The sequence below is a fragment of the Nocardioides ferulae genome, assembly GCF_003660455.1.
Taxonomy (GTDB): domain Bacteria; phylum Actinomycetota; class Actinomycetes; order Propionibacteriales; family Nocardioidaceae; genus Nocardioides; species Nocardioides ferulae.
The window spans coordinates 610,007-624,989 of record NZ_QZVR01000001.1 but is presented as its reverse complement, the minus strand read 5'-3'; the positions used below and the strand labels follow the sequence as shown (position 1 = coordinate 624,989).

Sequence of the window (14,983 nt, the reverse complement as noted above, 5' to 3'; positions counted from 1 at the left end):
CGTGCCCCGGGGCCCCCGATGACCGGCCGTGGCGCGTGCGGGTGTCTGTGGTCCGGACGATCCGACCGTCGGGTGCGGACGGTCGAGTGGTCGGCACAGTAGTGCGCGTCTGTGAGCTACGCCACGTCTCGTCCCACTGAGCTGTGCTGAGTCGCGCCGGCGCTGCCGGACGGTCAGGCGTCGACGACGATCGTGATGATCAGCGGGCTGCGCCGGAACTTCTTGTGCGCCCAGCGTCCGATCTCGCGGGTCAGCATCTGCTCGAGCTGGTGCGCCTCGCCGATGCCCTCGCGCGCGGCCCGGGCCAGGGTCTTCTCGACCACGGGGATCGCCGTCTCGAACGCCGCCTTGTCGTGGACGAAGCCGCGGATGAGGAAGTCCGGCGGCTCGGCCAGCTCCCCGGTGTCGGCGTGCACGATGGCCAGCACCGTCACCACGCCCTCCTGCGCGAGCGTGCGCCGGTCCCGCAGCGAGTTCTCGGTGGCGCCGCCGACGGTCTGCGCGTCGACGTAGACGTTGCCGGCGGGCACCTTGCCGGTGATCTTGGCGCGCCCCTTGACCAGGTCGACCACCACGCCGTCCTCGGCGATCAGGACCCGGTCGGGAGCGACCCCGGTGCGGATGGCCAGGTCGGCGTTGGCCTGCAGGTGGCGCCACTCGCCGTGGATCGGCATCACGTTGGTGGGCTGGACGATGTTGTAGCAGTAGACCAGCTCGCCCGCGCTCGCGTGGCCCGAGACGTGCACCTTCGCGTTGCCCTTGTGCACGACCTTGGCGCCCCACCGGGTGAGCCCGTTGATCACCGAGGAGATCGCGTTCTCGTTGCCGGGGATGACCGAGCTGGCCATCAGCACCGTGTCGCCGGCGCCGATGCGGATCTTGTGGTCGCGGTTGGCCATCCGCGACAGCGCGGCGAGCGGCTCGCCCTGGGAGCCGGTGCACACGATCGCCACCTTGGCCGGCGGCATCCGCTCCAGCTGCTCGAACGGCACCACCAGGCCCTCGGGGTAGCGCAGGTAGCCCAGCTCGCGGGCGACGCCCATGTTGCGCACCATCGACCGCCCGACGAAGGCGACCTTGCGACCGTGTGCCTGGGCGGCGTCGAGCACCTGCTGGATGCGGTGCACGTGGCTGGCGAAGCTGGAGACGATGACGCGCCGCGGGGCGGTGCGGAAGACCGTCTCGATCGCCGGGGTCAGCTCGCGCTCGGAGAGCGTGAACCCCGGGACCTCGGCGTTGGTGGAGTCGGTCAGGAACAGGTCGACGCCCTCCTCGCCGAGCCGGGCGAAGCCGCGCAGGTCGGTGATCCGGTCGTCGAGCGGGAACTGGTCCATCTTGAAGTCGCCGGTGTGCAGCACCAGGCCGGCCTGGGTGCGGATCGCCACCGCGAGACCGTCGGGGATGGAGTGGTTGACCGCGAGGAACTCCAGGTCGAACGGGCCGAAGTCGACCCGGTCGCCCTCCTTGACGTGCCTGGTCCTCGGGACGATGCGGTGCTCCTTGAGCTTCGCCTCGATCAGCGCCAGCGTCAGCGTGGAGCCGACGACCGGGATGTCGGGGCGCTCGCGCAGCAGGTAGGGGACGCCACCGATGTGGTCCTCGTGGCCGTGGGTGAGCACCACCGCCACCACCTGGTCGAGCCGGTCGCGGATCCAGGTGAAGTCGGGCAGGATCACGTCGATGCCCGGCTGGTGCTCCTCGGGGAACAGCACGCCGCAGTCGACGATCAGCAGCTTGCCCTCGTGCTCGAAGACCGTCATGTTGCGGCCGATCTCGCCGAGCCCGCCGAGCCCGACGATCCGCAGGCCCCCTCGCGGCAGCTTGGGGGGAGAGGGCAGCTCGGGATGGGGATGGCTCACTCCCGGACGGTATCGGACGACCTCGCGGCGCCGTGGAGTAGTCTCCGGCGCAGCCAGTCGCACTCCGTGAAGGAGTCAGGGAATCCGGTGTGAATCCGGAGCTGACGCGCAGCGGTGAGGGGACGGGAAGGACACGCCGGCAACGGCAGCCACTGGGGCACCAGCCCTGGGAAGGCGTCCTCTCCCGGATGATCCGAGTCCGAAGACCTGCTGGCCCTGACGACACCCGTCGTCGGGTCGTGGCGGGTCCCGCGTTCGGACCCCGACTCCGAGCAAGGTGACTCTCCCGGTGAACCGGTTTCGACCAGACCGCTGTCCTGGCGCCCTGCGTCCCTGGCCCGCCGCCGACGGCCTCCTCGTCCGGCTCCGGCTGCCCGGCGGCCGGCTCGGCTCCTCCGCCCTGCGCGGACTCCTCGGCGTCGCCGAGCGGTACGGCGACGGGCGGGTGCACGTCACCGGCCGCGCCAACCTCCAGGTGCGGGGGATGCCGGCGGAGCGCGCGGAGCCCCGGTTGCCCGCCGAGGTGCTGGCTGCCCTCGAGGCGACCGGGCTGCTGCCGAGCCGCAGCCACGACGTGAGCCGCAACCTGATGGCCTCGCCGCAGACCGGCCTCGCCGGCGGTCGCGCCGACCTGCGCACGGTGCTCGCCGCGCTCGACCGGGCGCTCCTGGCCGACCCGGTGCTCGCGGGGCTGCCCGGACGGTTCCTGTTCGTGCTCGACGACGGCCGCGGCGACCTGCTCGACCACCGCTGCGACCTCGGGCTCGTCGCGCTCGACCGTGAGGTGGGGCAGCTGCGGGTGGGTGAGGGGTGGGGGGACGTCGTGCCGCTCTCGTCGTCGGCGCAGCGACTGGCCGCTCTGGCCCGTGCCTTCCTCGGGGCCCGCGGCGCCGGTCCCGCCGCCCCCTGGCACGTGCGCGAGCTCGGCCGCGACCTCGCGACCCGGCGCACGCCCGACCCGCGGCTCCCGGAGCCCGCACCGCCCCCGGCGTACGGCGAGATCCCCGGCGGCTGCCACGTGCCGGTCCCTCCCGAGGGCCTGGACCGGACCGCCGTCGAGCGCCTCTGCGCCGCCGCCCCAGAGCTGGTCGTCACGCCCTGGCGTGGCGTGCTGATCCCCGAGGAGACCCGATGACCCCGCCTGCCGCCCCGCCCACCGCCCCGCCCACCGCCCGGGGCCCGCGCCGCCCCGGCCGGCGCTACCCGTACCTCGACCAGGGGGCCGCGATCTACCGCGACTCCTTCGCCACCATCCGCCGCGAGGCCGACCTGTCGCGGGTGCCCGCCGACGCCGAGCGGCTGGCCGTCCGGATGATCCACGGCAGCGGCCAGGTCGACCTCACCCGCGACCTCGACGTGCATCCTGCGCTGGTGGCGACCGCCCGCGCCGCCCTCGAGGCGGGCGCGCCGATCCTCTGCGACGCCACGATGGTGGCCCGCGGCGTCACCCGCAGCCGGCTCCCCGCCGACAACGACGTGGTCTGCACCCTCGACGACCCGCGGGTGCCCGACCTGGCCGAGCAGTGGGGGACCACCCGCACCGCGGCGGCGGTCTCGTTGTGGGAGCCGCAGCTCGAAGGCGCGGTGGTCGCGGTCGGCAACGCCCCGACCGCGCTGTTCCACCTGCTCGAGCTGCTCCTCGACGGTGCGCCGCACCCCGCCGCGATCGTCGGCTGCCCGGTCGGGTTCATCGGCGCCGCGGAGTCCAAGCAGGCGCTGGCCGACCTCTCTCGCGACCACGGGATCGAGATCCCCTACGTCACCGTCCACGGCCGCCGGGGCGGGTCGGCCATGGCGTCGTCCGCGCTCAACGCCCTGGCCCAGGAGGCGGAGTGAGCAGGCCCGGCCGCTTCGCCGGCGTCGGCGTCGGGCCCGGCGACCCCGAGCTGATCACGCTCAAGGCCGCCCGGCTGATCGCCCGGGCCGACGTGGTCGCCTACCACGCCGCCCGCGGCAAGGAGTCCAACGCCCGCCGGATCGCCGCCGAGCTGATCCCCGGGTCCGTGGTCGAGGAGCGGCTGACCTACCCGGTGACGACGGGCACGACCGACCACCCCGGCGGGTACGCCGGCGCGATCGCGGAGTTCTACGAGAAGTCCGCGGGCCGGCTGGCCGCCCACCTCGACGCCGGACGCGACGTCGTCCTGCTCGCCGAGGGCGACCCGCTCTTCTACGGCTCCTACATGTACATGCACGACCGGCTCTCGGCCCGCTACGACACCGAGATCGTCGCCGGCGTGCCCGCGTTCCTCGCGGCCGCCGCCACCGTGGCCAGCCCGTTGGTGCGCCAGACCGACGTGCTCACGGTGCTGCCCGGCACCCTCCCGGAGCCGGAGCTGGCCCGCCGCCTGGCCGACACCGACGGCGCGATCATCATGAAGCTCGGCCGCACCTTCCCGGCGGTACGCCGGGCGCTCGCGGCGGCCGGCCGGCTCGAGCAGGCCCTCTACGTCGAGCGCGCCTCGATGCCCGAGGAGCGCTGGCTGCCGGTCGCCGACGTCGACGAGGCACGGGTTCCCTACTTCTCGCTCGTGGTGGTCACCGGCGACAGCCGCAACGGCCGCCGCTCCCGGGAGCCAGACGAGGGGCCGGTGACCGCGTCGGCGTCGTCGGGCGCCGACCGCCGTGCATCGGCCGAGCTGCTGGTCGTCGGCATCGGCCCCGGTCCCGACGCCTGGCAGACCCCCGAAGTGAGCGCGGCGTTGGCCGAGGTCGACCACGTGGTCGGCTATGCGCCCTACCTCGCCCGGGTGCCGCAGCGCCCGGGGCTGACCCGGCACGCGTCGGGCAACACCGTCGAGGTGGATCGTGCCCGGTGTGCACTGGACCTGGCGCTGAGCGGGGAGCGGGTCGCGGTGGTCTCGGGTGGTGACGCCGGTGTCTTCGGGATGGCCGCCGCGGTCTTCGAGGCGGCCGAGGACCCGGCGTACGCCGACGTCGCGGTGCGGGTGCTGCCCGGCCTCAGCGCCGTCCAGGCTGTCGCCGCCCGGGCGGGGGCGCCGGTCGGCGCGGACTTCGCGGTGCTCAGCCTCTCGGACCGACTCAAGCCGTGGGCGGTGGTCGAGCGGCGGCTGCGGGCCGTGGCCGAGGCGGACCTGGTGCTCGCGGTCTACAACCCCGCCTCGCGCAGTCGCACCGAGCAGGTCGCCGTCGCCCGTGAGGTGCTGCTGGAGCATCGCAGCCCCGAGACCGTGGTCGTGGTCGGCCGCGACGTGGGCCGTGCGGAGGAGTCGCTGACGGTGACCACGCTCGGCGAGCTGGACCCGGACTCCATCGACATGAAGTGCCTGCTGATCGTCGGGGCGTCTGCCACCCGGGTGTCGCCGGCGGGTGTGTGGACCCCGAGGTACGTGCGATGAGCGTGGACTTCGTCGGTGCCGGCCCCGGAGCCGCCGACCTGCTGACCGTGCGTGCGGTCCGGCTGCTGGCCGCGGCCGACGTGGTGCTCTACCCGGGCACCTACCTCGACCCCGAGGTGCTCGCCCACTGCGGCCCGCGGGCCCGGCTGCTCGACACCCAGGACCTCGACCTCGACGCGATCACCGCCCACCTGGTCGACGCGGTCCGGGCCGGTGACCGGGTGGTGCGGCTGACCTCGGGCGACCCCTCGCTCTACTCCGCGCTGCACGAGCAGACCCGGCGGCTCGACGCCGCCGGCGTGGGCTGGCAGGTGACGCCGGGCGTGCCGGCGTACGCCGCCGCGGCCGCCGTCGTGGGCCGGGAGCTGACCGTGCCACGGGTCGCGCAGTCGGTGGTGCTCACCCGCACCCGGGCGCGGTCGACGCCGATGGGCGCGGGGGAGCGGCTGGTCGACTTCGCGGCCACCGGCGCCACGCTCGTGCTGCACCTGGCGATCGCCCGCACCCGCGAGCTGATGGCCGAGCTGACGCCGGTGGTCGGCGGCGACTGCCCGGCGATCGTCGTGCACCTGGCCAGCCAGCCGCGGCAGCTGGTGCTGCGGGGCACCGTGGCCGACCTCGCCGACCGGGTCGAGGCCGCGGGCCTGCGACAGGCTGCGGTGATCCTCGTCGGCCGGGCCCTGACCGACGAGCACGCCGATGCCGGTGCCGACACGGAGTCGTTCCTCTACAGCCCCGACCGACAGCGGAGGAGATGAGCGAGGAGATGAGCGAGGAGATGAGCATGGACCTCTACGACGCGATCGCCCGCCGCCGCGACACCCGCGCGGAGTTCACCGGCCGCCCGCCCGCCGACGAGGTGCTGGAGCGGATCCTGGGCGCCGCCCACCGGGCCCCGAGCGTGGGGATGTCGCAGCCGTGGGTGTTCGTGACGGTGCGCGACCCCGGCACGCTGGCAGCGTTCCGCGACCATGTTCACGCCGAGCGGGAGGTCTTCGCCGCCGGGCTCACCGGCGAGCGGGCCGAGACGTTCTCGCGGATCAAGGTCGAGGGGATCGCCGAGTCCGGCCTCGGCGTGGTTGTCGGCTACGACCCGACCACCGCGGGCGAGCAGGTGCTGGGCCGGCACGCCATCTCCGACACCGGGCTCTACTCGGTGTGCCTGGCGATCCAGAACCTGTGGCTCGCCGCCACCGCCGAAAGGATCGGCGTGGGCTGGGTCAGCTTCTACCGCGAGGAGTTCCTGCGCGACCTGGTCGGACTCCCCGAGCACGTGCGGCCCGTGGCCTGGCTGTGCGTCGGTGAGGTGGCCGGGCTGCCCGACGTACCCGACCTGGAGCGGCTGGGCTGGCGCGGCCGCAGCCCGCTGGCCTCGGTGCTACACCAGGAGCGCTACCGCGGCTGACGGCCCCGGGCCCGGGCTCAGCGCTCCAGGCACCACTGGGTGACGGTGCGCGCTGGTGTCCACCCGGTGAAGCCACCGACGGGGGCGGCGGACTCGACCGCGATTCGGGTCAGCTCGCCGCCGTGGGTGCGGTGTGCCTCGGCGAGGAGCTGCTCGGTCTCCAGGGTCACGCCGTGCACCACCAGCCGCCCGCCGGGGCCGACCGCGGCCAGGCAGGTGTCGAGCACGCCGGGCCGGGTGGCGCCACCACCGACGAAGACCGCATCCGGCGCGGACAGGTGCGCCAGCGCGGCGGGTGCGCGGCCCTCGACGACGGTGAGGTCGGGGACGCCGAGCCGGGCGGCGTTCCGGCGGATCCGGCCGACACGCTCGGGGTCGGCCTCGACGGCCGTGGTGCGGCACGCCGGGTGCGCGCGCATCCACTCGATGCCCACCGAGCCGGCCCCGGCGCCGACGTCCCACAGGTGCTGGCCGGGCGCCGGCCGGAGGCGGGCGAGCGCCGAGGCGCGCAGGTCGCGCTTGGTCAGCTGGCCGTCGTGCTCGAAGGCGTCGTCGGGCAGCCCGGCGGCCCACGAGGTGTGCCACCCGGCGTACGACGCGGGGATCTCGACGGCGAGCACGTGCAGGGCCGGCACCTCCCGCGGCGGCGGGCCGACCCAGTCGCGGGCGGCGCGGCTCACCAGCGTCTCCCGGTCGCTGCCGAGGTCGCCGAGCAGGGTGACCTGCGCGTCCCCGCAGCCAGCGTCGGTGAGCAGATCGGCGACCACGGCGGGCGTCTGCGGACCCGAGGTGAGCAGCAGGATCCGGCGCCCGGGGGCGACCTCGCGCAGCAGCCGTGCCTCGTGCCGTCCGACGAGGGTGACGACGACTGACTCCTCGGCCGACCAGCCCATCCGGGCCCGGGCCAGCGCGATCGACGAGACGGCTGGGACGACTCGCATCGCGTCCGGGCCCAGGGCCCGGACGAGGGTGCCGCCGATGCCCGAGACCAGCGGGTCACCCGATGCGAGGGCGACGACGCGGCGTCCCCGGAGCCGCTCCAGCAACGGGGGCAGGCCTTCGGCCAGCGGAGAGGGCCACGCGATCCGCTCCTGCCCGGCGACGGCCGGCAGCAGCTCGTCGACGGCGGCGAGGTGGCGGCGGCCCCCGAGCAGCACCTCGGCGTCGCGGACCAGCGCGGTGCCGGCCTCGTCGAGGCGACCGTCGGCACCGACGCCGAGCACGGTCAGCCAGGGGTCGGTCGCGGGAGGCACGGCCGGGACGCTATCGTCCGTCGCACGTGAGGTGCCCCTGCGGCCCAACCATCGCCACGCGGTGGGGAAGGTCAACGGGGAGAATCTGGGAAGCCGGTGAGAGTCCGGCACAGGCCCGCTGCGGTGAACCGAGCACTCCGTGAGGAGTGACCCGGCAAGTCCGAAGACCGGCCTCGCGTCGCCATCCATGGCCTAGCGAGCGGGAGCCTCACGTGCCAACGAACTACCCCTTCTCTGCCGTCGTCGGCTGCGGTCTCGGGTCCGAGCCCGACACCGGTCTGGACTCCGGGCTGGATCCGATGGGCCTCGCGCTGGTGCTGACCTCGATCAGCCCGCAGATCGGCGGGGTCCTGGTGCGCGGTCACAAGGGGACCGCGAAGTCCACCGCCGTGCGCGGTCTCGCCGAGGTGCTGCCCTGGATCGAGACCCACGAGGGCGACCGCTACTCCGCCGACCCGCACGACCCCGGGGCCGTCTCGCCCGACGGCCCGTTCGACCCCGCCGCCCCCACGGTGGTACGGCCGGTGCGGCTCGTGGAGCTGCCGGTCGGGGCGTCGGAGGACCGGCTGCTCGGCTCGATCCACTTGGAGCGCGCGCTGACCGCCGGCGCCGTCGAGTTCGAGCCCGGGCTGCTGGCCCGCGCCCACCGCGGGGTGCTCTACGTCGACGAGGTCAACCTGCTCCACGACCACCTCGTCGACCTGCTGCTCGACGCCGCCGCCACCGGCACCGTCACCGTCGAGCGCGACGGCGTCTCGCTCGGCCACGCCGCCCGGTTCGTGCTGATCGGCACGATGAACCCCGAGGAGGGCGAGCTGCGGCCGCAGCTGCTCGACCGGTTCGGGCTGACCGTCGAGGTCGCCGCCCCTCGCGACCCGGCGCTGCGCACCGAGGTGGTCCGACGGCGGCTCGCCTTCGACGAGGACCCCGAGGGGTTCGCGGCCGGGTACGCCGAGCGGCAGCAGGAGCTGACCCGGCGGATCGCCGCGGCCCGCGGGCGGCTCGGGTCGGTCAAGGTCTCCGACGCGGCGCTGCTCAAGATCGCCCAGGTCTGCGCGGGGTTCGAGGTCGAGGGGCTTCGCGCCGACATCGTCACCACCCGCACCGCCGCCGCCCACGCCGCCTGGGTCGGGCGGGATCGGGTCACGCTGGCCGACATCCGTGCTGCGGCCCTGCTCGCCCTGCCGCACCGGCGGCGCCGCGACCCCTTCGACGCCCCCGGCCTCGACGAGGACCTGCTCGACCGGCTGCTTGGCGACGACGAGCTGCCCGAGCCCGACCCCGAGCCTGACCCCGGGCCCGGGCCCGAGCCACCTGGCGGAACGGACGAGGAGCCCGGCGACCACGAGGAGCCCGGCGACGCACCGGAGGGGGAGACGACGTCCGAATGCCCGGAGGCGGCGGAGCCCGACCAGGCGTCCGCCGCCACCGCGGGCGGCGGCGACCCGGAGACGGCGCGCGCCGGCGCGGCGTACCGGCCCCGGCTGTTCACCGTCGACGGCGTCGGTGAGGGCAGCCCCGGTCGGCGCAGCCGCGCACGCGGCGCGACCGGCCGGAGGGTCGGCAGCGGAACCGGCCCCGGGCAGCTACACCTGCTCGGCACGCTGCACGCCGCAGCCGAGCGCGCCGTCCGCGACGCCGCCGGCCATGGCGGTGGGCGGGTGCTGCTGCGGCCCGAGGACCTGCGCAGCGCGGTCCGCGAGGGGCGCGAGTCGAACCTGCTGCTCTTCTGCGTCGACGCGTCCGGGTCGATGGCCGCGCGGCGGCGGATGGCGCACGTGAAGACCGCGGTGCTGTCGCTGCTCACCGACGCCTACCGGCGTCGCGACAAGGTGGCGATGGTCGGCTTCCGCGGCCGGGAGGCCTCCCTGCTGCTGCCCCCGACGGGGTCGGTCGAGGTGGCCGCGGCACTGCTGGACGACCTGCCCTCGGGCGGTCGCACCCCGCTCGCCGAGGGTCTCCTCGAGGCAGGGCGGGTGCTGCGTCGGGAGCGGCTGCGCGACCCGCGGGTGCGCCCGCTGCTGGTCGTGGTCACCGACGGGAGGGCTACTGCCGGCGTCGACCCGGTGGAGCGCTCGAGGCTGGCCGCCGGGCACGTCGCCGCGCTCGGGGTGCCGAGCGTCGTCGTCGACTGTGAGCAGGGACCGCTGCGGTTCGGGCTGGCCCGGGTGCTGGCCGCCCGGCTGCGGGCCGAGCACGTGCCGATGGAGCGGGTCAGCGCCGCCGCCCTGGTCGGTGTCGTGGCCGGCCGCACTCCCGGCCGCGCCGCCTGATGGGCACCCTGCAGCCCCTGCGCCCCGGCACCGTCACGCTGGTCGCGGGAGGACCGGGCGACCCCGGCCTGATGACGGTGGCCGGCCGCGCCGCCGTCGAGCAGGCCGACGTGCTGCTGGTCGACCACCTCGCACCCCAGGGCGCCCTCGCCTGGACCCGTGCCGAGGCCGAGGTGGTCGACGTGGCCAAGTTGCCCCGGGGCAGGACGACGCCGCAGGAGCGGATCAACGAGCTGCTGGTCGGTCACGCCCGGGCCGGCCGACGGGTGGTGCGGCTCAAGGGCGGCGACGGGTTCGTCTTCGGCCGCGGCATGGAGGAGCTGCTCGCCTGCACCGAGGCCGGCGTCGACGTGCGGGTGCTGCCCGGGGTCAGCTCGGCCGTTGCGGTGCCGGCGCTGGCCGGGATCCCGGTGACCCACCGGGGGCTGGTGCACGGGTTCAGCGTGATCTCCGGCCACGTGCCTCCCGGCCACCCCGGCTGCACGCTCGACTACGCGGCGCTGGCCCGCTCGGGCACCACGCTGGTGGTGCTGATGGGGGTGGCCAACCTCGCCGCGATCGCCAACGCCCTGCTCAGCCACGGGCTGGCGTCCGGCACTCCGGCCGCCGTGGTCGCCCGCGGCGGCCACCCCGACCAGCAGGTGCGCACCGCCCCGCTGGCCGGCATCGCGGCGGCCGCGCAAGACCTCGCACCACCGGCGGTGACGGTGATCGGTGAGGTCGCCGCGTTCGCCGGCACAGCCGCACCCCTCGACATACTCCAGGAGACCCGCTGATGCCCCAGGGACAGCCCCTGACCGTGCCCGACGACGGGCTCACCACCCGGCAGCGCCGCAACCGGCCGCTGCTGATGGTGCACACCGGCGACGGCAAGGGGAAGTCGACGGCCGCGTTCGGGCTCGCGCTCCGGGGCTGGAACCAGGGCTGGCGGGTGGGGGTGTTCCAGTTCGTGAAGTCGGCGAAGTGGCGCATCGGTGAGCAGACCGTGCTCGAGCGGCTCGGTGAGCTGCACGAGCAGTCCGGCGAGGGCGGCCCGGTGGAGTGGCACAAGATGGGGTCGGGCTGGTCGTGGTCGAAGAAGCAGGGCGAGGCCGCCGACCACGCCCGGGCGGCCGCCGAGGGCTGGGCCGAGATCAAGCGCCGGCTGGCCGCCGAGGCCCACGACCTCTACGTGCTCGACGAGTTCACCTATCCGATCGCGTGGGGCTGGGTCGACCTGGACGACGTGGTGGCGACGCTGCGCGACCGGCCCGGGCGGCAGCATGTCGTGGTCACCGGCCGCCGCGCCGCACCCGAGCTGCTCGAGGTCGCCGACCTGGTGACCGAGATGACCAAGCAAAAGCACCCGATGGACGCGGGCCAGAAGGGTCAGCGAGGCATCGAATGGTGACCGACCAGTCACGGCTGCCACGGCTCATGGTCGCGGCGCCCGCGACCGGCCAGGGCAAGACCACGATCGCGACCGGGCTGATGGCCGCGCTCCGGGCGCGCGGCGTGGAGGTGTCCGGCCACAAGGTCGGCCCCGACTACATCGACCCGGGCTACCACGCGGTCGCGACCGGGCGCCCGGGGCGCAACCTCGACCCGCACCTGATGGGCGAGGAGCGGGTCGCGCCGCTGCTGCTGCACGGCGCCCGGGGTGCCGACGTCGCCATCGTCGAGGGTGTGATGGGCCTGCACGACGGGCGGATGGGCACGGACGGGTTCGCCTCCACCGCGCACGTCGCCCGGCTCACCCGCACCCCGGTGGTGCTGGTGGTCGACATCTCGCGGATGTCCCGCTCGGTGGGTGCGCTGGTGGCCGGGATGGCGGTCTTCGACCCGGGCGTCGAGGTGGTCGGGGTGGTGCTGAACCGGGCGGGGTCGCCGCGCAACGTCGCGGAGGTACGCCGCTCACTCGACGTACCCGTGCTGGGGGTGGTGCCGCGCGACGACGCGGTCACCACGCCGTCGCGCCACCTCGGGCTGGTGCCGGCCGCGGAGCGCGACGGCGTCGCGGAGCTGGTGTCCCGGCTCGGCGAGCTCGTCGCCCGGCACGTCGACCTGGACGCCGTGCTGGAGGTGGCGCGGTCCGCTCCGGCTCTCCACGCCGAGCCGTGGGACCCGGCCGCCGAGGTGACCGCGGTCGCCGGCGCGCCGGTGGTGGCGGTGGCGGCGGGGCGGGCGTTCACCTTCTCCTACGCCGAGACCGAGGAGCTGCTGCGGGCGGCCGGGTGCCGGGTGGTGCGCTTCGACCCGCTGCGCGACCCGGCGCTGCCCGCGGGCACGCGGGCGCTGTTGCTCGGCGGCGGGTTCCCGGAGGTGCACGTGCACCGGCTGGCCCGCAACGCGCCGCTGCTGGCGCAGGTGCGGACCGCGGTCGACGCGGGGCTGCCGACGGTGGCGGAGTGCGCGGGGCTGCTCTACCTGCTGGAGGCGCTCGACGACGTGCCGATGGTGGGGGTGATCGGAGCCCGGGCGGCGATGACCGAGCGGCTGACGCTGCGCTATCCGGTGGCGAGGGCGGTGGGCGACAGCCTGCTGACCCGGGCGGGGGAGGAGGTGCGCGGTCACGAGTTCCACCGCACCGCGCTGCTGCGGGCGGCGCGGGGCTGGACGCCGGCCTGGGACGTCGACGGTGAGCTGATCGGGGTCGCCTCGGCGACGCTGCACGCGTCGTACCTGCACCTGCACTGGGTGGGTCATCCGGCGATGGCGCAGCGGTTCGCCGAGGCGGCGGCCGGGACGGAGCCGGTGGCGGTGCCTTCGGACGCGAGGTCGGTGGGCTCTGTGGGTTCGGCGGGGTCGGGGGTGGCGGTGGCGGATCCGGAGGTGGTCGACCCGCTGCGGCACCACGGCGACCGGGAGACCGGGCCGGGGCTGTTGGACCTGGCGGTCAACGTGCACCCGGAGCGGCGTCCGGCCTGGCTGGAGCAGGCGCTGGCCGAGGGGCTGCGCGAGTCGGTGAGCTATCCGGACCCGAGCGCGGCCCGGGCGGCGATCGCCGAGCTGCACCGTCGGCGTCCCGACGAGGTGCTGGTGACGGCGGGGGCGGCGGAGGCGTTCGAGCTGGTGGCGCGGTGGAAGCAGTGGCGTCATGTGGTGGTGGTGCACCCGCAGTTCACCGAGCCGCATGCGGCCCTGGCGCGGGCGGGGCACGAGGTGAGCGTGGTGCACTGCCGGCCCGAGGACGGGTTCCGGCTGGACCCGTCGGCGGTGCCGGAGGACGCGGACCTGGTGGTGCTGGGCAACCCGACGAACCCGACGGGGGTGCTGCACCCGGCGGCGGACATCCTGCGACTGCGGCGGCCGAAGCGGATCGTGATGGTCGACGAGGCGTTCATCGACACCGTCGAGGGCGAGCGGGAGACGCTGGCGCGGGACCGTCGGCGGGGGCTGCTGGTGGTGCGCAGCCTGACCAAGCACTGGTCGATCCCGGGGATCCGGGCGGGCTACCTGTTGGGCAGCGAGCGGAGCATCGCGGCGCTGGAGGCGCGCCAGGTGCCGTGGTCGGTGTCGACGCCGGCGGTGCACGCGGCGATCGCCTGCACGGGGCCGGCGGCGCTGGCCGAGGCCGGGCGACGGGCGGCGCGGATCGCGGAGTGGCGGGCGCACCTGGTGGCCTGCCTGGAGGAGCGCGGGGTCGAGGTGGTGCCCTCGCAGGCGTCGTTCGTGTTGGCGCGCCTGGGTTCCGGTGCGCGGTCGGCGCTGCGGGAGCGGGGGGTGGCGGTGCGGCGGGCGGACACGTTCCCGGGGCTGGACGGGGAGTGGGTGCGGATCGCGGTGCGGCCGCCGGCGGTGGTGGCGCGGCTGATGAGGGAGCTGGACGCGTTGTCGGTGCGGGTGTGAGCCGCTCCCGGGCGGTCGGGCTGCTGGTCGGCTTCGCCGCGGACCGGCTGCTGGGGGACCCGCGGCGCGGGCACCCGGTGGCGCTGTTCGGGTCGTTGGCGCACCGGTTGGAGGGGTGGTGGTACGCCGACTCGCGGCGGCGCGGCGCGCTGCATGCGGCGGTGCTGGTGGGCGGGGTCGCCGGTCTCGGGGCGGGGGTGGAGCTGGCGGCGCGCCGCCGGCCGGTGTGGCACGCGGTGGTGACGGCGCTGGCGACGTGGACGGTGCTGGGCGGCCGGACGTTGGAGCGCGAAGCGCTGGCGGTGCATGCGCTGCTGGAGGCGGGGGACCTGCCGGGGGCGCGGCAGCGGCTGACGCACCTGGTCGGGCGTGACCCGTCCGGCTTGTCGGCGGACGAGGTGGCGCGGGCGGTGGTGGAGTCGGTCGCGGAGAACACCTCGGACGCGGTGACCGCGCCGCTGGTGTGGGGTGCCGCCGCCGGGGTGCCGGGGCTGCTCGCCCATCGGGCGGCGAACACGCTGGACGCGATGGTCGGGCACCGCAGCGCGCGCTACGAGCGCTTCGGCTGGGCCTCGGCCCGGTTGGACGACCTGCTGAACCTGCCGGGGTCGCGGTATTCGGGGCTGTGTGTGCTGGCTGCTGCACCGGGGCGTGCTCCTGCAGCGTGGCGGGCCTGGCGCCGGGACGCTCGTCGGCATCCCAGCCCGAACGCCGGGGTGGTCGAAGCGGCTTTCGCCGGGGCGCTGGGGGTGCGGCTGGGTGGGCTCAACCGCTACGGCGACCGGCTCGAGGAGCGGGCGGTGATGGGGGAGGGGCGGGCTGTTGTGGCGGCTGATGTGCCTCGGGCGGTGGTGCTCGCGCGGCGGGTGGGGTGGGTGGCTGTCGGCGGGGTGGTCGCTGCGGTTGCTGTTCGTCGGCGGTGACGGGCGGAGTCGGGACGATGGGCTGAGGCGAGGAGTGGGAGACGCCCAGTTCGCCGCCTATGTGCCCGCGGATGTGGCTCTGC

Annotated in this window: 12 protein-coding genes and 2 riboswitches; of the genes, 10 read left to right on the top strand and 2 right to left on the bottom strand. The window is 75.4% G+C overall.

All coding sequences use genetic code 11. The annotated features are described in order from the left end of the window. Positions 1–173 precede the first annotated feature (173 nt). On the bottom strand, positions 174–1,859 hold the full coding sequence (locus D6B71_RS02950) for a ribonuclease J (RefSeq protein WP_121251755.1): 1,686 nt from the start codon (positions 1,857–1,859) through the stop codon (positions 174–176). Positions 1,860–1,896: 37 nt separating this feature from the next. Beyond that, positions 1,897–2,088, top strand: a riboswitch (cobalamin riboswitch). Positions 2,089–2,148: 60 nt separating this feature from the next. Between D6B71_RS02950 and D6B71_RS02945 the strand changes: the two genes are divergently transcribed. From D6B71_RS02945 to bluB, 5 genes are read left to right on the top strand one after another with little or no spacing between them, the layout of a single operon-like run. Continuing rightward, complete coding sequence (locus D6B71_RS02945; RefSeq protein WP_206051518.1) at positions 2,149–2,994, top strand: nitrite reductase; 846 nt, start codon at positions 2,149–2,151, stop codon at positions 2,992–2,994. Beyond that, positions 2,991–3,695: a precorrin-8X methylmutase gene (locus D6B71_RS02940; protein WP_121251751.1), complete on the top strand. Its 705-nt coding sequence runs from the start codon at positions 2,991–2,993 to the stop codon at positions 3,693–3,695. Before D6B71_RS02945 ends, D6B71_RS02940 begins: the two co-directional genes overlap by 4 nt. Then, entirely contained in the window at positions 3,692–5,218 is a 1,527-nt protein-coding gene (locus D6B71_RS02935; protein WP_121251749.1) for a precorrin-2 C(20)-methyltransferase, read from the top strand. Before D6B71_RS02940 ends, D6B71_RS02935 begins: the two co-directional genes overlap by 4 nt. Then, entirely contained in the window at positions 5,215–5,976 is a 762-nt protein-coding gene (locus D6B71_RS02930) for a cobalt-precorrin-4/precorrin-4 C(11)-methyltransferase (protein WP_121251748.1), read from the top strand. The genes D6B71_RS02935 and D6B71_RS02930 overlap by 4 nt, the downstream gene beginning before the upstream one ends. Then, the gene (gene bluB, locus D6B71_RS02925) at positions 5,973–6,623 is read left to right on the top strand and encodes a 5,6-dimethylbenzimidazole synthase (RefSeq protein WP_240641014.1); all 651 of its coding nucleotides are present in this window, start codon (positions 5,973–5,975) and stop codon (positions 6,621–6,623) included. The genes D6B71_RS02930 and bluB overlap by 4 nt, the downstream gene beginning before the upstream one ends. 17 nt (positions 6,624–6,640) lie before the next feature. Here the strand turns inward: bluB and cbiE are convergent, their stop codons facing one another. Continuing rightward, positions 6,641–7,876, bottom strand: a complete 1,236-nt coding sequence (gene cbiE, locus D6B71_RS02920) for a precorrin-6y C5,15-methyltransferase (decarboxylating) subunit CbiE (protein ID WP_240641013.1) — start codon at positions 7,874–7,876, stop codon at positions 6,641–6,643. A gap of 42 nt (positions 7,877–7,918) precedes the next feature. Further along, positions 7,919–8,066: riboswitch (cobalamin riboswitch) on the top strand. Between the two features lie 22 nt (positions 8,067–8,088). On the opposite strand from cbiE, the gene D6B71_RS02915 reads away from it, so the two are divergent. From D6B71_RS02915 to D6B71_RS02895, 5 genes are read left to right on the top strand one after another with little or no spacing between them, the layout of a single operon-like run. After that, complete coding sequence (locus D6B71_RS02915) at positions 8,089–10,149, top strand: VWA domain-containing protein (RefSeq protein WP_240641012.1); 2,061 nt, start codon at positions 8,089–8,091, stop codon at positions 10,147–10,149. Then, positions 10,149–10,925, top strand: a complete 777-nt coding sequence (gene cobA, locus D6B71_RS02910; RefSeq protein WP_121251746.1) for a uroporphyrinogen-III C-methyltransferase — start codon at positions 10,149–10,151, stop codon at positions 10,923–10,925. The genes D6B71_RS02915 and cobA overlap by 1 nt, the downstream gene beginning before the upstream one ends. Beyond that, positions 10,925–11,539: a cob(I)yrinic acid a,c-diamide adenosyltransferase gene (cobO, locus tag D6B71_RS02905; RefSeq protein WP_121251744.1), complete on the top strand. Its 615-nt coding sequence runs from the start codon at positions 10,925–10,927 to the stop codon at positions 11,537–11,539. Before cobA ends, cobO begins: the two co-directional genes overlap by 1 nt. Continuing rightward, positions 11,533–13,977: a bifunctional hydrogenobyrinic acid a,c-diamide synthase/histidinol phosphate aminotransferase CobBC gene (locus tag D6B71_RS02900; protein WP_206051517.1), complete on the top strand. Its 2,445-nt coding sequence runs from the start codon at positions 11,533–11,535 to the stop codon at positions 13,975–13,977. The genes cobO and D6B71_RS02900 overlap by 7 nt, the downstream gene beginning before the upstream one ends. Then, positions 13,974–14,900, top strand: a complete 927-nt coding sequence (locus tag D6B71_RS02895; RefSeq protein WP_121251742.1) for a cobalamin biosynthesis protein — start codon at positions 13,974–13,976, stop codon at positions 14,898–14,900. Before D6B71_RS02900 ends, D6B71_RS02895 begins: the two co-directional genes overlap by 4 nt. Positions 14,901–14,983 lie beyond the last annotated feature (83 nt).